This window comes from Nostoc sp. KVJ20 (genome assembly GCF_001712795.1).
Taxonomy (GTDB): domain Bacteria; phylum Cyanobacteriota; class Cyanobacteriia; order Cyanobacteriales; family Nostocaceae; genus Nostoc.
Genome location: NZ_KV757573.1, coordinates 1 through 22,151, shown reverse-complemented (window position 1 = coordinate 22,151; position 22,151 = coordinate 1). Strand labels below are relative to the sequence as shown.

The window sequence follows — 22,151 nt, the reverse complement described above, 5'->3', positions numbered from 1 at the left end:
GATAAAGTTCCAACTCTCCTCTCCCTCATATTCTCTACTTCTCCAATCAACCGCCAATCAAAACAGTAGGATTACCTTTGATAATTTTATTCGGTGGTCCCAATGCTTCTAAAACGGTGTCGCCCATCCGAGATGCAGGTAGATTGTTAATCAGCACAGTTTGACTACCGTCAATCACAACCCCAGGGCCGTGAGGAGGGACAGGCAATGGTGTCGCGCAATTATGAATATCAGCACCGGCTGCTGCTGCTGCGATCGCACTACCCATAGTAGAAGCTGCCGTTGTCTTTGTAGTTTGTTCAGCAGCTAAAGCAGCAGGTGCCCCTGGCGTACCAGCCGCCGCTAAAGTAGCAGCCTCAGCCGCTTTGATAGCTATATCAGAAGATGTTTTAGCAGACTGCAAACCTGGTACTGCGGCAGCAAGTACGCCCCGCCACGCAGGTAAAGACCCAATCAACACATTGGGACTACCCGGCCCTCCTGTTAAAACTGGGGGTAAAGGATGCGCCACATTGTCGGTAATTCTTGCTGCTGGTCTACCCATCACAATCTCCCATAGTGTTTTTCATTAACTATTTCACCGAAAATTACAAATTACGTTAGCGTACCAGCGAGTCTTCTCCCAAGGGCAAACAAGCATTCTCTTACCTTCTGCCTCCTGCCTCCTGCCTCCTGAAAAATTAATTAAGTCGAATCAACGCACCTTTGACTGTAATCGTACCGTTGGCTGAAATGTCTATATTTCCAGCAGCATCTAATGACATATTACCTGTTGATTTCACTGAAACAGATTTACCCATATCGTCCATTTTGATTCTATGACCGCCTTTAGTTTCAATCTCTATACACCTTTGACTATCATTCAGATATATTTTGTGACCGTATTCAGTTTCTACACGAATACCTTTTTTGCTACTTCCTTTATCTTCTTCAATAAACTGTAGAGTGTGACCTACACGAGTTTTAATGGTGCGTAATCTTACACCGTTCGTAACTGAATCCCTTACTTTTTCCGGTGGTGCATCCTTACCATTCCATACCCCGCCAATAACGTAGGGACGGTGGATATCGCCATGTTCAAAACCTACCAACACTTCATCGTTCACCTCTGGTAAACAGTCGAAACCTCTATTTGGGCCTGCTCCCACAGCTACAACTCTCGCCCAGTCACTTGTATGGTCTTCTGTGAGAGTGGGAAACTTAACCTTCACCCTACCCCATGCTTCTGGGTCTTTGTTATCAGTCACAATCCCCACTAATAAAGTCTCAGACGGCTGGAGACGTTTTTCTGGGGATAGAGTTGTGAATAAGTTACCAGAACGTAGTCCCCGGACGCTGAAATCAGTTTCATAAACGCGCTGATTAAAGAAATGGCGGGTTTCTGTAACATAATATTTACCACTATAGCGATCGCCCATACCCTGAAGCTTAACAACTCGTCCAGGACGAATCTCAGGATTCCCTGATGCTTTGGCATCTGCATAAACAAATTCTCCTCCCAGTTCATCACACAAAGCCTGAGCCATCGTCTCTGCTTGTTTTTTGCTAGCAACTGGTTTATCGACAACAATCATTTTCGGTGACTTAAGATTGGAAAATGCATTACTAGTACTACTTCCTAGCTGATTACCTGTCTCGGTTACTTGCTTCTCTTTCTTGGCTGTTCCGCTAATCAATTTTTTCTGGGTATAGTCCCAAGCACGCACTTCCACAGAACTCACCTGTTCAGAACTGGTGACACGAGTACTAAATTTACTAATATCAACTAGCCATTCTAGTGGTAAATCTCCCTGAGTTTTTGGCTTGCAAAAATTTAGTTTTTCTTCTGTAATAAATAGTTCAAAACCAATACGGGCAGCCCTTTCCCGCAGAAACTCCATATTAGTTTGATTTTCTTGAAAAACATATTTATGAACTTCGCCAGTTGTCTCTATATTGCCAGGTCTGATGCCTACTTCTGCAACTATTTTTTTGACGATATCGCTATCAGTTTCATTTAAAAAAGAACGATTATAGCGACCTCTGTGCAGACGATGGGAAATATCATAACCGCGAACAATGATATCAGCTTCAGATTTTTCATTGAAGTGAACTTCCATCGCTGTAATTTCGCCTTCAATTAAGAATTTTTCTACCTCATCTTGAAAATTATTATCTTGAGTAGTACTCGAAGTAAAACCCAACTTTACTTTTTTGCCAATTTTAAACAACTGCTCATGTCGCCAAGCCCTGTTTTCTGCTCGGTCAGATGTGGGTATATAGCTATTATGTATAACTAACGTAAACATTGCTGGCAAATGCAGGCTTTCTTCAACTGTGATTTGCAACAAATCTTTCATTAATTCAGGAGAAGCAGGTTGTCCGTCTATCTGGATTTTAGGCTCACTTAAATAAAGGCTTTTTTTAGGAGGCATAAGTAGTAATATATAAATTTAAAACGTTTAAACAATCTTTCGATTAAGTAGTTCTTCCCAGTTTGGCGTTTGGCTTGCGACTTGCGCCTTTAGAATCAGATTCACGTCCTCCAGGAAGGTTATTTTTATCTACTTCTTGCAAGGATATATCTACCAGCGCCCTGACTGGTGTACCATCACTCAGAAACATATTTAATGTGTAAGTTAAACTCGTGATAACACAATAAAAATACTCTGTTCCCCATGTTAATATATAAACAGGTGGGCGTTTATCGGTCGTTCTATTAATAGTTTCTACTCCTTTTTTGATATTGTCTATATACTTTTTCATTACCGATTCTTTAGTTTCATAAGTATCATAAAGCAACTGTTTCAGTGTGAACTTGTAAGGCTCAACGCCAGAAAAATTCACTTTTGGAAGTAGAGTAGTTCCTCTATTTCCTTGCTTACTTTCCCACTTAACAGTCCGAGCAAAACTAATGTCTGTGGGATTAAACATTAATTCAATATCTGGCGCTTCCCCGTTATAAGCTACAAGTTTGGCTTTCTCAAGTTGCGGTTGACGCTTTTGAATTACAATAATTGCTGGACTTGCCATTTGAGTATTTCTCCAAAAATTAATTAATTTAATAGGAATTTACCAAGGTAATCTACCTGAGTAACCGCCATGACGCTCTCGCTCAATTTCTATCCGTTGTCGTAATCTGTTATAAATTTCACGGGCTAGAGCTTCAAGATTAGCCGTATCATCTTTATCACCTTCTTCAGAAGACGAGGATACGCTCTCTATCGTCTCAGTTATCGGTTCTATTTCTCTAGATATGTCGGGTGGAGTGACTTCTCCACCATTAGCAAAGCCTCTAAATATAGGAATGTGTTTAGCAAAAGTTTGTGACGATTCTGAGACATGAGAAAATTCAGAATTCTGGCTGTTAGATTCACCATCATTAAAGTTAAAGCTAGTGAACTCATCATTATTTTCATTGAGTAAATCTTCCACACTTGACCATTGAGAAGGTGTATTTGACCATTGGGAAGATGTATTAGTGGTAGAATTTGTTTTTCGGAAAATCAGGGGAGGCGATGAGTATTGAGGTGAAGGTTCATCCACATGAATCGTTTCATTTTCAAGAGGATTAAGCTGTGGAGAATTGAGTATCGAAAGTTTCTGTTTTCCAATATCTAAACCCAAGGAAGAAGGAGTTAAAGGATTAGATATCTGAGATGGGTTAGTCTCAGCGCTTTTTAGCTGTAATGAAGTGTCTGGAAAAGAATCGACTTTAGTCGGAGTTTCTGGAGAAGTTTCTTCTTCTGGTTTTTGAGGATTGGGTGTCTGTAAACTTGGAAGGATAATATCCTGCGGTGTTCCACCAGTATTGATGTGATGCAGTAGAGGTAAATTCTTCTGTGCATCCCTGGTATTAATCACAAACTCCCCAGGCGTAAGCATTGCTGGTACAGTATCCGAGGGTGCTATCTGCTGACGATTTTCAACCTGGGAGTCTGTTACATGACCACCAGTAGCATAACCTTTAGGCGCGGGCAAATTTTCTGCGATCGCATTTTGCTCAATTTTAGGTGCTGTGCTTACCTCATTTTGTGAGGAAGTTAGTTCTTCTGGGATATCTGGATTATCTAAGGTATCAACAAAGGTTGATATTTCAGGATTTGTTACTGCAAAGGGAAATTCTGGTTCTACTGGTTGTTCATTGTCAATAGTTTTCCTGAAAATACTCTCGGTTTCAACGATTTCAGGCGATGTGGCGTTAACTACTGTTGCTTCAACAATCTCAGGCGATGTGGCGTTAACTACTGTTGCTTCAAGAATCTCAGGCGATACGGCGGTAATTTTTTCTGTTTCACTAATCTCAGGTAGCGCTAATATGGGCTTATTTTCTGTAGACTCGCTGGTAATATTCTCAATATTGCTGTCATGTTCCAGTGAATTCATATTTGCTGAGACATCTGAAACATTAACCGCTATAGCAGATTGTGACTCTGAATTGACTAACTGTTCATTGAAAGCAACGGGAAACTCCATCCCCAGGTGTCTGTAGAGGGATAGTCGCCCCGTCGCTTTGGGTACTGGACATGGGGCATTGGTAACATCTTCCCTATGCCCTATGCCCGATTCCCCATGACCAAAAACTCCATCCCCTTGTGGTTGGAGTTTTTCATTGCTATCAGAGTTCCTGAATAAACTAGGTGTATCTTCAATATTAGCGGGGGTAGGTGTTAATTGAACAGACGCACTGACTGGAGAATCACTCGTAACACTAGAATCAATTTTTTGTTGTAATGTAATAGGGCTTTTTACAACTGAAGACTCAGTATTAGGTACAGCAACATTCACGTTGGGCGCAAAGCTATCCGTCCCTATAATATTTTCATCATTCGCTAAAGGATAGACTAAAGTAGGTGCGTTATCAACATCAGGTGAAGTAAATACTGATGATAAAGCGGTTGAAGATTCAGAATTAGGGACAGCAACATCCGCTTTGGACGTAAAGCTATCCGCCCCTATAATATTTTCATCATTAACATCAAGTGGGGAAAGTTTTGAAGATAAAGCCGCATTGTCTAGAACATTATCAGCCACAGCATTATCTTTGACAAAATCATTTGCGGTGCTTTCTGATATTAAGTCTGGTTCAATGGCTGGAATTACCTCACAATTACTATTTATATGTGGTGATTCTTCTGGCTGCGATGAAGAATTTACGGTTGGTGATACCTCTTTTTTCTGTATTAAATTTGTTTGGAAAGTGGTGTTTTGATTATCAACTATAAAAGGAACTTGATATTTTATATCTTGTTGTGGTGGCGTTGGGCTGACTGGTATATCTGAGATATTAGCTGATTCTGATGGTTCAGTGATTATTTTTTGTTCATTATTGCTAAAGTTAATATATGGGACAGATGGTTGCTCTAAATTATTAGGCAAAGTTAATTCTATAGGCGAAGTTTTTCCTGTTTCACTTATAGTATCGTCTAAATTAATCTCTTTTGGTGATATCAAAATACTTTCCGTGACAGATGAATCTGCACTAGGTAACCTATATGGTAACTCAGAGTTTAATTGCTGACTGTCATGATTAATATTCTTGATAGAAATCGATTTATCTTCAATATTAGGCGAAGTAGATGTTGTTATACTATTAACAGAGTTATTGTCAGTTGTAGTATGATCTGAAGCAATATCAAGTTGTAAAGGTTCGAGTTCCGAATTAGCCTCAACCGATAGAGGCTCATTTGATGCTAATAACCTATTTTCCTTAAAACTAATAGGAGTGTTACTTTCATCAACAAATTGCTCAACATTCTTAGCCACTGATAATTTAACTGTTTTTTTAGTCTTAGATTTTGGTTTTGACTTTTTTTCTGGTGGCTGTCGAGATTTATTTGTTTTTTTGGATTTAGATTTACCTTGAAGATTTATTTTTGATGACGCATCATTACTCGTATTTTTCTCAATGCGAGTTGGCATTATCTCTGGAATACTGTCTTTTATTGGTTCATTATTATTTTCTGGATGAATTATCGAATCAGAAGAATCAAACTCAAGTAGTGAAAAGTCACTATTTATATCCTGAGTATCCCAGCTATCCCAACCGATTAATGGTTGTATCGATGGTTCATGTTCATGAAACAAGAAAGATTTAGAGGATGTTACTAATGGTGATTTAGTTTGTATGGGACTGATAAAATTACTTTTTAGATTCAGAAAATGAGACTCTTTTCTCAATAACATTCTATGAGAATTAGATAAAGATGATATTATTCCAAGTGGATGAATATTGTTTCCCAGTGGAGATTGAATAATTTGCATAGTTATAGTTTATAAATAGCCAATTAGCTAGAAACGAAATATCCTGTTTTTTGATTTCGTTGTACAGAAGTTCCTCCTCCTGTCGCTCTTGCAACTTGTAAACCTTCATAAGCTAAAGTTAATTCTTCAATGGCAACTGCTTTTCCATCTGCTTGGAGTGCTGGTGTTTTCCAGGTTATAGGAATAGCACCAATCAAAGTCCAACTCATCATCGTTTCACCAGCTTGATTGAAAATCAAAATATTGACATTGCGTCGAGATGTTTTCTTTTGTTCATCAAAAACTGCATTCATCCAGTTCCAAAAACCTGGATGATCGGTAACTCCACGTTTAAGAGTTATGTCTGCAAATTCTGTATGACCTAAATAAATTCTTTGCTGGTCGTTGACACCACCTTCTTGAAAAATATTTTTCTTAATTTGAATACTTAATCCTGAACATTCGGCGAAAGATGCAGCAATAGAACTGTCTATTTCGACATAAAAACGATTAGTAGTGACATAATTTAATTCGTGAGTAATGTTGCCGTTATTAGCGCCTGTAGCCATCACAACCACCTTTGGGAATTATAATTACCAAGTCTTTCTCGCTGCGATCGCAAGTCTTCTAGCAAAAGTTTATATACGTGTTCTGTGAGTTGGTTCAAGAGCCGTGAGTCGTTGAGGTATTTACCCGCAGCAATAGCCGCCTTGCCAGCATCAGATGTCGCCGAAATCCCGGCGTATCCAGCAGTACCGCCAACATCTCCATCGAATGTGAAAAAACTTGATTGTTGATTTGAGTCCATAAATAAAAAACCTCTCCTAAAATCAAGGCTAAAGGTACTGCGTCAGAATCAAAAGTAGCCAAAAGTCGAACTTGCCCTTTACCTAGCTTCAGACTTTTGAGCAATTGTGTTAAAAGTGCGATCGCAGTAATCTAGGTATTGGTAACAGGAAAATATTCATCTAGCTACTGCTTGGGTATCAGGAGAAGAAAATGAGAGAACAGGTTAGTCGGCAGAAAAAAACTACTACAAGCTTCTCAATTCCATCTCTGAAACACCCGACACCCGGCTTTGGTTTGGAGTCGTCGGCAATTTCACGCCAAGCGGTTCCAAAAATACAACCACTCGATAAACCACTTACTCACGATATAAGTCGCATACCACTGCGTAGCCAAGCAAAACTCTCAATTAGCCAGCCTGGAGACATTTACGAACAGGAAGCTGATAGTGTTGCACAGCAGGTAATGCAAAGAATGGCGCAACCTGTAAATAGTCAGTCTATCCAACGAGAAGCATTGCCCGAAGAAGAAGAAGAATTACAAATGAAATCTCTGGACAATAGCACACTGCAACGAGAAGCATTGCCAGAGGATGAGGAAGAATTACAGATGAAGCCGATGGTGCAGCGTCAGGCTGAGGCTGGGATAGCTGCTGCACCTGACTTGGAAGCGTCCATTAACCAAGCGCGGGGGGGTGGACAAATCATGGCAGACAATATCCGCGAACCGATGGAACAGGCGTTTGGCGCAGATTTCAGTGGGGTGAAGGTTCACACGGATGGTCAATCCGATCAGTTGAATCGGTCAATTCAGGCGCGGGCTTTCACAACGGGACAGGATGTGTTTTTTCGACAGGGGGAATATAACCCAGGGAGTCGGGGTGGTCAGGAGTTGTTGGCGCATGAGTTGACCCACGTTGTGCAGCAGAATGGGGGAGCGGTGAAGCGATCGCCATTAGAGAAAACGCAGGAAGATTCCTTTTTAGAAGCATCTGCTGAACCGATACAGCAACCCATCCAGAAAAAAGAAAGCCTTACAGGAGCTATCACCAGCTTGACGACTGCTTTATCCAGTGGGCACGTACTACAACTGAAAGTCAAGATTAAGGGCAAACCAACAAAAACATACGCAAACTTTGGTGCTTTTAAAAAGTCCCCGCTCTATAACCCACTCATAACCAGTCTCACAGAATCATATTCTCCAGAGGTAGTTGAATTCCACCTCAAACAACTCTTTTCCACGGATGCAGAATTTGAAAACGAACAACATTTTACAGAAGCACTAACTTATGACATCGAACATAAGAGTATGCCGGATCAGGAACATACCTTACAGGAGCAGTACATGACACTTTACGGCTGGAAAAAACGCGAGACTGGAACGCAGTCAGCAACGGATGCTCAACCAGGTGAAGGCGAACCTGAAACATTGAAGGTATACCGGACAATGAAATTAGAGGATTGGAAAGAACTTGAAGGAGGTAATCACGCGAAGCTAAGTGGACATTTAGGAGACTTCAAACAGGCTCAAAACTACTTATATCGTAAAAGCCCTGAGCCGAAAGTACTTGTAGAATTTACACTGCGTCCCGGAGCCGAACGGGAGTTGTTTAGTAGTTCGATAATGGCGTTCCCAGATGTAAAGGGAAGGACTGTGCCAAATATGATAAAAAGCACATTGATAAAAGAAGGGGGGAGCGACTCATTTGCAAAGGCCTCAACGAATGAAGGCACAGCACCGGACAAGGTTGGGGTTAAATCAGAGGGTGGTGAAGCTGGGTTTAGTCTGGGAATCGGTGGTGGTACATCGCCTGAAGTATTTATGCGGCTAGTTGCAAACATGAGCGTCATTGGGAGATCGGAGGCAGAAGAGAAAGCAGAAGGTTGACCTGACCATGTAGCAAGCGATCGCTCTTTGAGTGAATTGCTTGATGAGTGCGATCGCTGATCTCGTAGCGACTGTCTTGAACGGCAAGTGCGATCGCAAAAGTAGTAATCCTATAGAATTGCATAATAGATATTAATCATTTACAACTTTTTGTATAGAAAAGCACAAACTAACTTAATAATTATCCGCCTCTTTAGTTAGAGGATAAATGAAGTAGTCAGCTGGTGTAATTTAACAATGCGTAACAGCTAATCAACGCGCAAGTTATAAGGAGTGATGGGTGAGGTGTCAATACTATAAAATCTCGTCACTCCTTTTTACTGACTTCAAGCTTTTCACAGGTTAAAGGACTTTGTTTTAAGCACTTTAACTATTACGCGTTGCGGCACTCCCCCGTGATTACAGAAGCCAACACTGTACTTGGTACTCCAAGTCAGTGTGGGTAGTTCACCGGATGCCATCATTGTCAATGGCGCTGTAGCCGTCGCTGGGGAAAAGCCCCAACCAAGGGTCAGAACTAGGAGTTAAAAATAGTTGGGCGTATACCTGTTCATTGAGTGTTTCCACACTGCTTGTTTGCTGACCCTGCATAAACCATTGATGAATTTGGCTGTGCAGCATATATTCATTTCTGACTGTATCTAAAGCCATTGTGGCTTCAAATTTTTTCACTATTATCGGCAAATTATCTTCCTGAGTGTTTGCAGACTGAGACTTTTTCGCTTTGATTAGAGAGATACTGTTTTGATCTAGCTTGACATCGGCGGCATAGAGTTGAGCAATTTTGTTCCAAACTTCCTGGTCGGTTATTTCAGCTAAAGCGTTTTGATTTCGTTCAGCATCAGACTGGAGAGCAGTTAGCATTGGCCTTTCAACTATCATCTTAGAAACTGCTAGAGAGCTTGCTATTTCTGCTGTAGGTGGCTGACTGGGATTGTTCGGAGTTTCCACCAACTTAGGGGGAGACTGGATACCCAGGCGAGATAAATCTGCAACCCATTGGGTTTGGATAGAATTTAGGCGATCGCTGTGGTATTTTCTTAAATAAGACTCGCGATCGCTTGGTGTAAGTTTACTGTAGTTTTTTACTGCTACTTCAGCCTGCTGTAGCTGACGCAAAAATGCTTTGGGACTGTATAACCCTGGAATTGCATCGATTGGACGCCCCGATGCGTCCAATATATAATGAATGCTATTGCCTGTAATCGTTCGCTCTAACTTGCGTCCGTCGCCAAAATCAATAGTTACTTTAGGTACAGGTCGCACTGATTGCCAGTGCAAAATGAAACGGTCTTGAAGTAGTTTAGAAATCTCAACATTTGGATACAGCGCTACCCTAAAGAATCTACTATTAGCACAACTCAAATCCTGATCCAGCCTTCCCAATAACCGCAGAGATAGAATGGGTTTACCACTGGTTCTAGCAGCAGCTTTGGCTTGTTCTATGTCAGTATACCAGTACAGACGAGAGGCGTAACAGTCGCGTTGTTGGCAAAGTTCATCTAAAGCAATCCGGAGTGCAGGGGAAGGTATAACTGCACCAGAAGAATCGGTATTTAGCGTATTGGTATGGGATTTGAGAAATACTTGTAACCCTGTTGGGCCCTGTTTCCGAAGCACAGAAACTTCGTGAGATAGCTGGGAAATATCAGCGACAGGAGTTTGAGCATCAGCTGTCTGCAAAAAACTGAAGCTGACTAGCATTAGTGCAAAAGGATATTTTAAGGTTCTAAATTTCATATATTTTCAGAAAAATAGGAGATGCGGGTGTCGCCATCACTAAATAGAGAAGTCTAGTTTAACTTGTAAGAATCTTATCTGCTCTGAAAGGCAATAGGCAATAGGCAATAGGAAAGAAGGGTTCTTAGTTGTACTGAGTTTTTTCAGAAATCAAATATATATTTATTAACTAAATCTACTTCATCAAACTCAGGTTTTGTTAAAAGTTTATATACTTTTTGCTTGAGCTAGTTAAATATGCTAATTAAGAGTTGCTCTATATAAATCTGCCTTTTTACAAATTTCCGTAACATCCCTCTTCTATTAATAGGTTAAATATAACTAAGATATTAATGGTTGTGCTGGCTTAGTTGATGAAAAAACGTCAATTATTCCAGGTGTATCTATTTGCCAACTCTCTATCAGACTGATTCATAGTCTTACAGCATTTTGCATCTAAATGAAGTACATCTTTTACCCTTCTTAATCCCCCCTTGCAAATGGGGGAAATCGAAAATCCAGTTCCCTCCCCTTTGCAAGGGGAGGGTTAGGGTGGGGTATTTTTGTACTTCATTAACTTGCAATCTGCTGTAAAATAACCGCTCTCTTTTTACTAAAGAGAAGTTTACCTTCCCCTTGCCTTGTAGTAAAGGTAATTCAAGGAGCTTCGGTTGTTGTTAGGGAATTAATGTACTAAGCGCTAGTAGTCTATCCGTTGGTCAATCGCTGCGATCAAGCTTTATTGTACAACAGCGTCATGATTTATATTGGAAAATTGCGATTTTATTTCCAACTAATAACAAACACAACTTCTTCAAGATTTGAATATTTATCAACCCATTTTACCAATCTCCATGAAACAATATATTTCTCATTTGCTCATACTGGTATTAGGAACAAGTTCGACTTTCATCGTTACTCCATCTCAAGCTCAAACTCCGGTCAAGCCCAACAGTCAAAATACTGATAATACTACTTCCGTATCTTCAAATTCATCTTCAGCTATCCAATTGAGTGATTTTGCTGATTCTACTAATAGCAAACCACCTATCCTCTCTGAGGCAGCTGATAATTCTTCTACTGCTACTACAAATATAACTGCAACTAAGCCTGAGCCAAGAGTTCCTATATTCAGCAGAATCTTTCGCACACCTTCAATGCAGCAATAATTAGCGCCAATCCAATATATTTTTGCCTCCCTCCTAAAAGGATTCTCAAGATTTGTGTGTAGCTCTTTCTAAGGGGAGGGTTAGGGCTTTCAAGGGTAGGTATTTTGCATTTGGTCATTTTTTGACTATTTCAGCCGACGCTTAAATCCTGAAACGACCAAACCATGTTAAACAGTTGAGAAAATTCTCAACTATTTTCGAGATTTTTAAACCCCTACCCTTGAAAGAGGGTTAGGGTGGGGTAAAACTGACGCGAAAAAACAGGTGATTCAGGAGGCAGGAGGAACCCACGTTTAAAAACGTGGGATTGAAGTAAGGACGCTTTATACCTCGCGCTGCGCGTCTCGGTATAATTCTTTTTATGAACTGGGCTTTAGACCCAGAACCAAAGTTTCAATTGATACTCCTAACCTCCTGCCTTCTGCCTCCTAACTCCTGCCTTTTTTGTAAACTTATTTCAGGCTTATGTGTACACTGTCGCCTTATTCTTGGGGAGGGGAGACAAAGCACAGCTTTGGCGGGATGGGGTTCTTCAAAGCTGTTCAATTAGCTCAATAATTTGTTGATAATACTGGATATTTCCTTCTTGATAATACAAGTCTGCGGATTTCTGGAAATCGGCAATTGCTCCTTGAGAGTCTCCCAGATTGCGGTAGACATCTGCCCGAAGGATGTAAGCTGAAGCCCAATTAGGCTGACGCTGTAAGGCTTGGTTTAAGTCTGCAAGCGCTCCTTCTAAATCTCCCAACAGAGAACGACTACGACCCCGATTGTACCAGTCTTCGGCAAAGCTGGGGTCGATCGCGATCGCTCGACTGTAATCTTCTATTGCGCGTTGATAATCTTCTAGAGCATAGCGAGCATTAGCCCGATCGCTGTAAAATGCAGCAGATTGGGGATTAAATTGTAATGCTTGGGTATAATCTGCGATCGCACTTTCATATTCTTCTAAAGCATAGTGGGTAGAACCCCGGTTGTAATATGCTTCAATTAAATCAGGATTAATTTTTAATGCTTGATTATAATCTGCGATGGCTCCTTGTTCATCTCCTAAAAGACGACGAGCATTTCCCCGATTGCAATACGCTTGGGAAAAGTCAGGAACAAGTTCTATGGCTTGAGTATTATCATCAATTGCACCCTGTAAATCTTGCATAGCTTCACGGGCAATACTCCGACCATAATAAGCTGCGGCTAAATTATCATTAATTTGCAATGCTCGATCATAATCTTTAATTGCGCCTTTATGATCTCCTACAGAACGACGAGCCGCCGCGCGATCGCAATATCCTTCTGCTAAATTAGGATTGAGTTGTAATAGGCGATTGCTATCTTCAATTGCACCTTGATAGTCTCCCAATCGGCGACGAGCATTAGCGCGAAAGCCATAAACTAAAGCTAGAGTGGGATTTTCTTGTAACGCCTGGTCATAATCTGCGATCGCACCCTCGTAATCTTCAAGATTACTACGAACCAGACCACGCTCACAATAAGCTTGCACATCATCAGGATTCAGCTTTAATGCTTGGTTAAAGTCTTCAATTGCTTTGTGATAGTTTTTGAGGTGAGCAAGCACAAGACCCCGATTATAGTACGCTCCGGCAAAACTGGGATTGATTTCTAGGGCGCGGTTGTAATCTGCGATCGCACTTTGATAATCTGCTAAGGCGTAGTAGGCATTACCTCGGTTATGATAAGCCTCTGCCAAGTTAGGATCTAATTGTAATGCTTGGTTATGGTCAGCGATCGCTTCCTGATAATTTCCTAAAACATGGTGAATATTGCCGCGATTGCTGTAAGCTGCGGCAAAATGGGGATGCCATTGTAAAACTTGCTGAAAATCTGCGATCGCTCCTTGATGATCGCCACGTTCAAAACGAGTCACGCCGCGATTATGATAAGCGTTGGCAATATCAATATTGATGTTATCAGCTAATTGGGTACTCATTTCTATTGTTTGGATATAATCTGCGATCGCTTGGTCGTAGTTTTCCAAAGCAAAGTAGGCATTTCCCCGGCTGTGGTAAGATTGCGCTAAATTGGGATCTACTTGTAAAGCTACGTTATGATCTGCGATCGCGCCTTGATAATCGGCTAAAAAGTAACGAGCATTAGCCCGGTTGTAATACGCTATGGCAAAATTGGGATTGATTTCTATGGCGCGATTGAAGTTAGCGATCGCAGTACGATAATCTTTGAGTTGACCAGTTAAGATCAGCCCTAGATTGTGGTAAGCTTCGGCATAATCAGGATTTAGCTTGATTGCTTGGGTGTAAGCTGCGATCGCGGCTTGATACTCCCCTTGTAAATTATGCTTTAATCCTTGGTTGAAAAAATCTTCCGCATTCATATAATTTTTTTGGCTTTTGACATTATCTAGCCTAAAGCATCAGGATTCTTAACGATATATTTTGAAAAAATTACAACTACTATTGTACCTGTTGCAATAATTTTTTGTTTTAATCTTGCGAACCAGTTTTAGTTAATTGAAAGTAGATACTTTTGGACAAGCTGTAAACGAATCATAACTATCTGTTATTTATCAACTTTCATATTGTAATTATTAATTAGCGGTTAACTCTCAACTATTTAAAGTGTGTTTGGGTCAATTCCTTGCTGTTGTAGTCTGGCTAACAGATTTTGCAATTGTTCTTCTGGTGTTGAGTATCTGTTACCATCCTCATCATACCAATATAACCATTCTCGCATCCTTCCTTGATAAGTACCCTGTTCCCGTCCAATACCTAAAGCAATTTCTGGCATCCAAATTTTATCCCCTGTTTGTAAAATGTATTTACCTTCAACTAAGCGATAAACTTCCAAGCGTTGACGCTTCCGGCGGAGGCGAGTTGGTGCATAAATGACATAATACAAAATGCCTAATTCGGCATAATCAATTTTTTTTTGTTCGTATTCGCCATTGTAAGTTTGAGAAACAACTTCTAAAGCTAAAATTGGCGGAATGCCTTCTTCTTCCCACAAAACATAACTAGAACGTCCATTTTCTCCAACAAAACGTTCTACACCTAAACTCAAGAAACCGTCAGGAACTATAGCTCCAATATTTGGTGTATGATAAATACCCATGTTAATACCGAAAAACCAGTCATCGCGGTTTTGCCAAATCGAGGCTAAAATGGCTAACAATAAGTTGGGAATTAATATTTGGAGTTCGTTATCCACAGGGGTATTATCTGAATCTGGTAATTCTGCCGACGAAGGTAGGCAGTCTAAAGGATTGTACTTGAACATAAACTAGTCCTCAATCATCAATATCTAAATTTAAACTTAATTCTTATATCTTGGATAATGGGAAAGTATAGGTAGATAAACTGTGGTCTATCTTTTCAGACTTCGTTTGTAAAATTTCAAATTTCCAGTCTGAAGAATAATCAGGCAACTCATAACCAACACTCTTAACATGAGCCAACATCAACTCATCTCGTTGATGCCAAACAGCAAATATTTTCTCCCTACCATCATCTAACGTTTCTAAATCAATTTGATAAACCTCATTTACTCGCTTTAGCTTCAAACCCAACAAATTTAACAATCGTCCAAGTATTTTTATTGCTGAAACCTGCTCTTTTTCTCCAACTAAGTTAATACCAAGCGCTCTTTTAATATGCTTACTGTGCTGAAAAGCAATATTTTTTAGCAATATCAAATCTGGATCATTTTCACTGAATTCGCGTTTTTCTTCAAGAAACTGAAGCATCCCTAAAGCTCTCATAGCTTCAACCTTGAGCGTATAAGTTTTTAAATCTGGGAGAAAAACTTTACCTTCACCCCAAGATAATTGTTGATGCCATTCTTGCTCATCTCTAACGTGAAAATATTCGCTTTCATGGGTTAAATAATAGTGGATTAACAACTGACGATAATATCCTTGTTCATCCTGCAATTTCAGCCAAGGAGTAATTTCTACACCATATCTTTGTCTAAGAACATATTTATTAATTTGGTTGCGTTCTCCATCCGTTAGGGAATGCTTAACTAATAACTGCTCATACTCCACATAATCAATATCTTTAGCATTAGCTACAGCAGATGCTACCGATAATTGATTCTGCTGCTTAATTTCTTTAATTTTACGTTTAATTTCTTTAGCTTTTTGACGACTTTGTGCCCAATCTTTTTGAACCTTAACAATTTCTAAAATTAACCTTTTGCGGGTAGCTAAATCATCAGCATCAGTTGCTAAAAAGGCTAGACGTAAATCTCGAATAATATTATTGTGAACTGCATTACTCCGCACCTGAATTTGATGCCCATCAGCAATTAAACCATCTTGCATCGATTGCCGATAGAGACGAATAGAAGCATTGACTCTTGCAGATAACTTCGCCCAAGTTCGCAAATGAATTGGGTCATAAACTAAGGGTAAATCTACATCTATTTTATGTAATGGACTCAGCAAAGCTAAGTTTTCTTTTTGATTTTCCTGATACCAATCAGATAGCAAGCGATAATTTGTACTCCCACTACCAATTAGACCAATACCTCGTTTAGCACACCAGACAACACGCGGTACATCATCCCGGACTCTTGCTAAAGCTTGTCTTGCTTCCGAGTCAGGAATTACCCCTTGAAAAATGCCATAAACTCGATCAAAATGTTGAACATCAATACTAATTCCTGTACCAAGACTAGGGGTAACAAAAACGCCGTCATATTCAGAGATTTTTTGGTTAATAGCTGCAATAAAATCAACTGCTGCATGACCAGGTGTGTTTGTAGTGTGACTACTAACTACTAGAGTTTTAGGAAATTGTCGCCGTAATTTTTGTAGCCGTTCTTTCAGATAACGTTCAATTGTTTCACAACTATAACGCCCAGCCCGACTATCGGTAGTAACATAACATTTACGTCCCGCAAGTAAATCCAATTCTAGTTGGTGAATTAGCGGTGTAGGATTTGGTGAATCATAAAAAGTCACATCCCAACCTTGCTGAGGTTTCCACTGGTTGAGAACTACCCAAGGTGTTAATTTAATTCCTGATAATCCTTGTAAATATTCAAGTGAAACATCTGATAAATCAGCATCTTGGGCAATTACCAATCCCCCACTTGTTAAAACTGTTGCAATAAGTTGCTGGAATAACTTTAATATTTTTACCCGCTTGTGCTTACAAGTATTACTATTTAACAGATGCCATAAAGATTGCTCTACTTCATCTAAAATTACTATCGCCCCGCGCCAATTTTCCGGGTTAAGTTTCCAAATCGAATCAACGCACAATCCCAGGGATTGCTGAGGAAAGAGAGAGCGGAGGATGGGAGGAGCAGGGGTAAGTGTTTTATTAATCTTTTTCTCACCATCTTCTTTATGTGTTCCCCATTGGATACCAATTTTTTCACACAAAAATCGTCCAAGTAGGATTCTGTGAGTAATTAACAAAACGGGTTGGTTTCGATTTTTTGCTTGTTGAACAACGCCTTGCAATGCCGTAGTTTTCCCCGTTCCTTTCGCTGATTTGACTCCTACTAATCCAGAGGTGGGGAAAGGTATTTCACCTATATAAGGACGGTTGAAGGTAAGTGCCGCCGGAAGGCTTAACTCGGTGTGGGGTTTGGTTTGAGCAAGATAAATTTCTAAATCAACACTTTGGCGATAAATTTTCTCAAAACTACTTGCACCCTTAGCAACAATAAATTCATCAACCCCTTTTTCTATACCCGGAAGTTCGATGACTTTTACAGGACAATTTTTTTGCTGAAATAAACAGCCAAGTTGAGAAATAGCATTATTTACAGCAGCAATTGTCTTAGGTTGAGTTTCAAAATCAAAGCAAATGTAAAAACTGCGCTTTGTAAGCGTAAATGCTGCTAAATCAGGAATTAGCTGACGACGGGTAACTTTGCCAAATTCATCTTTCACAACCCGATAACCACTGGTAATTCCGGGAATGGCAATAGCTACATATCCTTGCGTCAACAAGTTAGCTGCTTTCTTCACACCCTCGCAGATGATAAGGGGAATGTTCTGTTGCATCACCCATTGCCAAAAGCCTCTAGCTTCACCATCAGCAGTAATGGTGATATTCTCAGGCATAACCAGATTATAACGCCCAGCGACTTGCTGCCACACTTGCAACGTTACCCGCAAACAAAACACCCGCGTTGGTGTGCTGGGAGGATGCTCGTACTTGATGGATTTGCCATTGTGGTTTTGTCGGGGTTGGTTTGGCTTAAAGCATCCCCATTCCATCATTTGCCAATTATTCAGAGGGTCTAGTCCCGAACACCACCAACCACCTTCTGTAACGTGAGCGTAACGCTGCAACCATCCGGCTTTCACCATTCCGGTATTCGTGCGGGGGAGTAGCTCAGAAATCAACAGGTACTCATAAGCTGTTACACCTTGGAGCGACCTAAAATTGAGATGCACTAAGTGTAAGTCTATACCACTACTCTTGACTAATTCTTCAAGGTGTTGGGGGTGTAAATAGTGCAGATGCATAGGAAAAAGCGCGAAGGGAAGACAATGAGATTAAAACAGTAACACGCATCTGCTTTTTTTTAATACGCGAGATTGCGAGGCTTTTATGATGTATTTTTTACTTCGTCACAAGAGGCACATCGGTTAAGGCTCTAGTGGGTTATTCTGCCTATTAGATCCCCAAAGTAATAATTTTGTATTGTGATATTTGTTCGCTTTTAATTTTTATTTATCAGTAAATTTCTGCGTTTAGGAATGCGATCGCAGTATGACATCGCTATGAGGTAATATCTTCATCAAGTTCAGCAAAGGCTTTACACTGAGCATCCACTTCATACCATGCCTGTAACCTCTCTGAATGAATAAAGACAAAAACGCTCACTACTCCAAAGGTTTGAGATAGCCTTGAGATAGCCTTGAGTGTTAATTTTTCTTTGCGATCGCAGCTAATACAGATAACTTGACGTAACACTTTTACTCAAGTAACACGGTAACTCCTAAAGCTGATTGGAGGTAAAATAAACAACAGCTTTTCAAATAAGTTCAATCTGCTTTATAAATCCTTTGCTTTTAGTTACGAATGTAGGAAATATGGCTTTGTACCTTTTGATTCTACCGTGTGCTTGTTTTATCACTGGCTATTTTTTATTAAAAAGAAATAATAAGGAAATCTCGCATTTAGTGGCTGTATTTGCAGCTATCAGCCTGATTTTGGGTTTAATGTTAGCTCCTTGGCAGATTTTACTTCTACTACTTATTCTTATTCTTATCAGTACAAGCTACGAATACTATACAAGCAAAATAGTCAGCAGGGAAACACCATATCCACAACAGCCTGTTCCCAAATCGGAACCAGATTATAACTTAATTTACCGTGGAGCTTCCTATCGTGCTGACCCCAATGCCAAATCAAATGGAGTAAGCATAGCACCGATAACCCATAAATTGAGCTTTCGGGGATGTACCTATTTTGTTTGCGTTGATTCTAATGTCAAATCAGATGGAGTCACCATAACACCTGTAACCCATAAATTGAGCTTTATGGGAAGTAGCTATTCTATTTCTATAAATAGAACTGCACACAGAGAAATTCAAGATTGACATCCTCACCGACCTAAAGGCGCTCTTAAGAAGGAGTAATGAGTAATGAGTAATAAGTTGAGTAATGAGTAATGAGTAACAAGTAATGAGTAATGAGTAAATACCCATTTTTCATCCACTTATTACTCCTTACTCATTACTTGAAAGCATTGCGTGAAGCACGGGGCTTTAGACCTAATTCTTTGGTAAGGTAGCTAGAAAAACTGTGCAAGTCTCTTAAAGTTGAAATTTTATTAGCTCTACATTCCAAACCCAAGAGGCGATATCTATGACGGGTTGTGACGCTCGATGAATCGCTATCGGTGACGCACTGATGCTATCTATCCCAATTTTTGCTTTAGTACGAGTAATTTAATGTCATCATAGACTTTATGCTCTATGCCCAGCAAGATGCGATCCCAACGGAGCGATCGCTATAAATCATAACCATTTTACGAAATGCCTGATACAGATACTTTGAAAAATGGTACTAATATATGGCTTTGCCAAGATTCCTAGACGCAGAAATAATGTTAAAAAATAAGAACATCTTCCGTCAACTACTGTTGACAAAGTTTATTTTTTATATGGTGGAGTGGAACTTCCTTCGTCAAAGAGGGATCTAGTTAGTTTGATGCTTAACTATTCACTCCTTGGGGAGATGCTTAGTCTCCGAAAAACTCTGCTTTATCTGATGTCTCGATTAAATTAGAAGCAACTCCGAAATCGTTAACATATTTTTAACCTATTCAAATTATGTGGAAATCAAAGTTAATATTTAGATTTATACTGTCTGTTGCCGCGATCGCTACTAGCGTGCAGCTAAGTTCAGGGAGCGACTATGCTATTGCAGAAAGTGCATCTTCCAAGCCGACTGTTGAATCTGGGCAACAAAATCAAGCTTTAGAAGATGCCAAGGTTGCTATGACAGGAGTTGGCATCGGAGCGATCGCAGGCTTACTCATTTCTGGTTTATGGTATCAGAAACGTCGTTACCGCAAAATCCAGTCACGTGCCAAAATAAACCGCTTTCGTGAAGAGTTTCTCTGCGGTTCTTTAGCAGATTATTACTTATCTAATTCTAAAGCTAATTCTTCACCTACAAATTCTCGGAAAACTTTACCAACACCAACTAAAGAAGAATCCCCTAGTTCTGAGGAAACTTTCGTAACGCCAACTAAAGAAGAAATATCCGATCCCTCTACTTCTGAAATAAATAATCTAGCAGCAGAACCTACGCCAGACGCACTATCTGATTCCTTATCTGACTGCTACCACAAGTTGATCGAGGAAATTGTTAATACCGTCCTCAATGGTCAAATCAGTTCTAAAGAGTATATATATTGCCAATTAATAGAAAATGTGAGCAGTGGTAATGGTGAAATATTTGAACGCTGTTTGAGCGATCGCTTGCATTCCACCCAATCTGAACTACATAAAGTAATAAATTCTCCGAGTTTATTCCAAAAAGAGCCTCCTGAGTTAAAGAAAGCCCGTTTAAATCGCACCGTGAAGGCATTAGAAAGTATTCAAGAGGAATGGGAACGAGTTCAAAAAGAAAAACTAAATTAAGCTTCAATTACCCAACTGTGCAAGAAATTCTCACGGACTGAAAAGCAAGAAACTTTTCAGTCTTGTTACCAAATATAATTAGCATTTTCAGTAATGATATCGAGCTTGAAGAAAATCAATTCGGTCATCACTTACTAGATAAACAATCCGGTGTTCTTGAGTGAGTCGCCGCGACCAAGCATCTGAATCTAAGTATTTCAATGGTTCAAGTTGCTCTTTCCAAAGCAGTTAACAGACGAACTGCATTTTTAGGTGAACGAAGTAAATAAGATGTTTCTAATAAACTATCTAGTTCATCAACAGCAATTAGGGCGACGCTTTCGCCTTCTTGTCGGGTAATAATTACCACTTCTCTATCTGCAATTACTTGATCGCAGAGTTCGGCTAGGTTGTTACGAGCATCAGTCAAGTTTGTCTGATTGGACATAGTGGGAGGTTTCCTAATGCTGTAGGCTTTACAAAACATAATAGCTTGACTCGTTGGAGGCGAGTAGGTGTAGCCACTATTCCCCGTCAGGAGTTGATCCACAATAATTACCAATTACAAGAAGCAACCAAACAAGCCACTATCTCAACTAGTTCTTCTGGAGCAATCGGTTTAGATACATGAGTGTCAAATCCAGCTTCCAAGGCACGAATCCGAGCTTCACTATCAGCATAGGCTGTTAAAGCAATAGCTGGTATACGTCCACCATTCATTGGTTTGAGCGCACGGATTTTGTTGATGAAAGTGTAGCCATCTTCCCCAGGCAACCCGATATCACAAACTAAAACATCGGGTTGTAATTCAGACAATACTTCGCGTGCCGCCGCTGCTGATATCACTGCTATAACTTTTGCTCCATCCATTTCCAAGACAGTAGTGATAAAAAAGCGAGTATCATCATCATCCTCAACTACTAGGATATTTAAATCGGCAAGAGTTCCAGAAGGTTGCATAATAAATGATGTTTTATCCTTACTTGCTGTGACTTTTACCGAAGAAAGGCAAAGGGCAGGAGGCATACCGCTTCATTTATTTTCCTACTGCCAGAACATTTTGCACAAGTAGACCCCATATTTGGGTAGGAGGCAGAAGGCAGGAGGCAGGAGGCAGGAGGCAGGAGGCAGAAGGCAGAAGGCAGGAGGCAGAAGGCAGGAGGCAGAAGGCAGAAGGCAGAAGGCAGGAGGCAGGAGGCAGAAGGCAGGAGGCAGAAGGCAGAAGGCCTTCTGCCTCCTGCCTTCTGCCTCCTGCCTTCTGCCTTCTGCCTCCTGCCTTCTGCCTCCTTCCTCCT

The 22,151-nt window shown here is 40.3% G+C and carries 19 protein-coding genes; 4 read left to right on the top strand and 15 right to left on the bottom strand.

Annotated elements, in window-relative coordinates:
* Window positions 1–46: 46 nt before the first annotated feature.
* The 6 genes from A4S05_RS06860 to A4S05_RS06835 all read right to left on the bottom strand — a co-directional run bounded on the left by A4S05_RS06860 (window position 47) and on the right by A4S05_RS06835 (window position 7,030).
* The gene (locus A4S05_RS06860; RefSeq protein ID WP_069069082.1) at window positions 47–544 is read right to left on the bottom strand and encodes a PAAR domain-containing protein; all 498 of its coding nucleotides are present in this window, start codon (window positions 542–544) and stop codon (window positions 47–49) included.
* Between the two features lie 136 nt (window positions 545–680).
* The gene (locus A4S05_RS06855) at window positions 681–2,414 is read right to left on the bottom strand and encodes a VgrG-related protein (protein ID WP_069069081.1); all 1,734 of its coding nucleotides are present in this window, start codon (window positions 2,412–2,414) and stop codon (window positions 681–683) included.
* A gap of 43 nt (window positions 2,415–2,457) precedes the next feature.
* On the bottom strand, window positions 2,458–3,012 hold the full coding sequence (locus A4S05_RS06850; protein ID WP_069069080.1) for a CIS tube protein: 555 nt from the start codon (window positions 3,010–3,012) through the stop codon (window positions 2,458–2,460).
* Window positions 3,013–3,051: 39 nt separating this feature from the next.
* Complete coding sequence (locus A4S05_RS06845; protein ID WP_176726938.1) at window positions 3,052–6,066, bottom strand: hypothetical protein; 3,015 nt, start codon at window positions 6,064–6,066, stop codon at window positions 3,052–3,054.
* A gap of 200 nt (window positions 6,067–6,266) precedes the next feature.
* The gene (locus tag A4S05_RS06840) at window positions 6,267–6,791 is read right to left on the bottom strand and encodes a phage tail protein (RefSeq protein ID WP_069069078.1); all 525 of its coding nucleotides are present in this window, start codon (window positions 6,789–6,791) and stop codon (window positions 6,267–6,269) included.
* Entirely contained in the window at window positions 6,791–7,030 is a 240-nt protein-coding gene (locus A4S05_RS06835; protein ID WP_069069077.1) for a hypothetical protein, read from the bottom strand. Before A4S05_RS06835 ends, A4S05_RS06840 begins: the two co-directional genes overlap by 1 nt.
* A gap of 191 nt (window positions 7,031–7,221) precedes the next feature.
* On the opposite strand from A4S05_RS06835, the gene A4S05_RS06830 reads away from it, so the two are divergent.
* Window positions 7,222–8,895 (top strand): eCIS core domain-containing protein, encoded by a 1,674-nt coding sequence (locus tag A4S05_RS06830; RefSeq protein WP_069069076.1) that lies wholly within the window; start codon window positions 7,222–7,224, stop codon window positions 8,893–8,895.
* On the opposite strand, the gene A4S05_RS41390 is transcribed toward A4S05_RS06830, so the two are convergent.
* The gene (locus A4S05_RS41390; protein ID WP_176726937.1) at window positions 8,855–9,019 is read right to left on the bottom strand and encodes a hypothetical protein; all 165 of its coding nucleotides are present in this window, start codon (window positions 9,017–9,019) and stop codon (window positions 8,855–8,857) included. The two genes, A4S05_RS06830 and A4S05_RS41390, sit on opposite strands and share 41 nt — an antisense overlap.
* A gap of 323 nt (window positions 9,020–9,342) precedes the next feature.
* Entirely contained in the window at window positions 9,343–10,635 is a 1,293-nt protein-coding gene (locus A4S05_RS06825) for a thioredoxin domain-containing protein (RefSeq protein ID WP_069069075.1), read from the bottom strand.
* 833 nt (window positions 10,636–11,468) lie between these two features.
* Here A4S05_RS06825 and A4S05_RS40090 point away from each other — a divergent pair.
* Window positions 11,469–11,783 carry a hypothetical protein gene (locus tag A4S05_RS40090; protein ID WP_141699658.1) on the top strand — a complete coding sequence of 105 codons (315 nt, stop codon included), beginning with the start codon at window positions 11,469–11,471 and terminating at the stop codon, window positions 11,781–11,783.
* Window positions 11,784–12,315: 532 nt separating this feature from the next.
* On the opposite strand, the gene A4S05_RS06815 is transcribed toward A4S05_RS40090, so the two are convergent.
* From A4S05_RS06815 to A4S05_RS06800, 4 genes are all read right to left on the bottom strand, one after another.
* Entirely contained in the window at window positions 12,316–14,133 is a 1,818-nt protein-coding gene (locus A4S05_RS06815; protein ID WP_069069073.1) for a tetratricopeptide repeat protein, read from the bottom strand.
* A gap of 239 nt (window positions 14,134–14,372) precedes the next feature.
* Window positions 14,373–15,035, bottom strand: coding sequence for a Uma2 family endonuclease (locus A4S05_RS06810; RefSeq protein WP_069069072.1), 663 nt, complete (start codon window positions 15,033–15,035; stop codon window positions 14,373–14,375).
* 43 nt (window positions 15,036–15,078) lie between these two features.
* Entirely contained in the window at window positions 15,079–18,246 is a 3,168-nt protein-coding gene (locus A4S05_RS06805; RefSeq protein WP_069069071.1) for a plasmid replication protein, CyRepA1 family, read from the bottom strand.
* 256 nt (window positions 18,247–18,502) lie between these two features.
* Window positions 18,503–18,697, bottom strand: a complete 195-nt coding sequence (locus A4S05_RS06800) for a hypothetical protein (RefSeq protein WP_069069070.1) — start codon at window positions 18,695–18,697, stop codon at window positions 18,503–18,505.
* Window positions 18,698–18,906: 209 nt separating this feature from the next.
* Between A4S05_RS06800 and A4S05_RS40085 the strand changes: the two genes are divergently transcribed.
* Both A4S05_RS40085 and A4S05_RS06790 read left to right on the top strand, forming a co-directional pair.
* A complete protein-coding gene (locus tag A4S05_RS40085; RefSeq protein WP_176726936.1) occupies window positions 18,907–19,326 on the top strand; it encodes a DUF4278 domain-containing protein in 420 nt (139 codons plus the stop codon).
* Window positions 19,327–20,061: 735 nt separating this feature from the next.
* Window positions 20,062–20,877 carry a hypothetical protein gene (locus A4S05_RS06790; protein ID WP_069069068.1) on the top strand — a complete coding sequence of 272 codons (816 nt, stop codon included), beginning with the start codon at window positions 20,062–20,064 and terminating at the stop codon, window positions 20,875–20,877.
* An 87-nt stretch (window positions 20,878–20,964) separates the two neighbouring features.
* Here A4S05_RS06790 and A4S05_RS38600 read toward each other — a convergent pair whose 3' ends face one another.
* The 3 genes from A4S05_RS38600 to A4S05_RS06780 form a co-directional block, all read right to left on the bottom strand.
* On the bottom strand, window positions 20,965–21,078 hold the full coding sequence (locus tag A4S05_RS38600; RefSeq protein ID WP_335143365.1) for a type II toxin-antitoxin system YoeB family toxin: 114 nt from the start codon (window positions 21,076–21,078) through the stop codon (window positions 20,965–20,967).
* A 4-nt stretch (window positions 21,079–21,082) separates the two neighbouring features.
* Entirely contained in the window at window positions 21,083–21,304 is a 222-nt protein-coding gene (locus tag A4S05_RS06785) for a type II toxin-antitoxin system Phd/YefM family antitoxin (protein ID WP_256090849.1), read from the bottom strand.
* Between the two features lie 107 nt (window positions 21,305–21,411).
* On the bottom strand, window positions 21,412–21,816 hold the full coding sequence (locus A4S05_RS06780; protein ID WP_069069091.1) for a response regulator: 405 nt from the start codon (window positions 21,814–21,816) through the stop codon (window positions 21,412–21,414).
* Window positions 21,817–22,151 lie beyond the last annotated feature (335 nt).

Bases quoted from the DNA above. Each gene is read 5' to 3' on its own strand.
- A4S05_RS06860 (WP_069069082.1), bottom strand. From the start codon at position 544: ATGGGTAGACCAGCAGCAAGAATTACCGACAATGTGGCGCATCCTTTA.
- A4S05_RS06855 (WP_069069081.1), bottom strand. From the start codon at position 2,414: ATGCCTCCTAAAAAAAGCCTTTATTTAAGTGAGCCTAAAATCCAGATA.
- A4S05_RS06850 (WP_069069080.1), bottom strand. From the start codon at position 3,012: ATGGCAAGTCCAGCAATTATTGTAATTCAAAAGCGTCAACCGCAACTT.
- A4S05_RS06840 (WP_069069078.1), bottom strand. From the start codon at position 6,791: ATGGCTACAGGCGCTAATAACGGCAACATTACTCACGAATTAAATTAT.
- A4S05_RS06835 (WP_069069077.1), bottom strand. From the start codon at position 7,030: ATGGACTCAAATCAACAATCAAGTTTTTTCACATTCGATGGAGATGTT.
- A4S05_RS06830 (WP_069069076.1), top strand. From the start codon at position 7,222: ATGAGAGAACAGGTTAGTCGGCAGAAAAAAACTACTACAAGCTTCTCA.
- A4S05_RS41390 (WP_176726937.1), bottom strand. From the start codon at position 9,019: ATGCAATTCTATAGGATTACTACTTTTGCGATCGCACTTGCCGTTCAA.
- A4S05_RS06825 (WP_069069075.1), bottom strand. From the start codon at position 10,635: ATGAAATTTAGAACCTTAAAATATCCTTTTGCACTAATGCTAGTCAGC.
- A4S05_RS40090 (WP_141699658.1), top strand. From the start codon at position 11,469: ATGAAACAATATATTTCTCATTTGCTCATACTGGTATTAGGAACAAGT.
- A4S05_RS06815 (WP_069069073.1), bottom strand. From the start codon at position 14,133: ATGAATGCGGAAGATTTTTTCAACCAAGGATTAAAGCATAATTTACAA.
- A4S05_RS06810 (WP_069069072.1), bottom strand. From the start codon at position 15,035: ATGTTCAAGTACAATCCTTTAGACTGCCTACCTTCGTCGGCAGAATTA.
- A4S05_RS06805 (WP_069069071.1), bottom strand. From the start codon at position 18,246: ATGCATCTGCACTATTTACACCCCCAACACCTTGAAGAATTAGTCAAG.
- A4S05_RS06790 (WP_069069068.1), top strand. From the start codon at position 20,062: ATGTGGAAATCAAAGTTAATATTTAGATTTATACTGTCTGTTGCCGCG.
- A4S05_RS06785 (WP_256090849.1), bottom strand. From the start codon at position 21,304: ATGTCCAATCAGACAAACTTGACTGATGCTCGTAACAACCTAGCCGAA.
- A4S05_RS06780 (WP_069069091.1), bottom strand. From the start codon at position 21,816: ATGCAACCTTCTGGAACTCTTGCCGATTTAAATATCCTAGTAGTTGAG.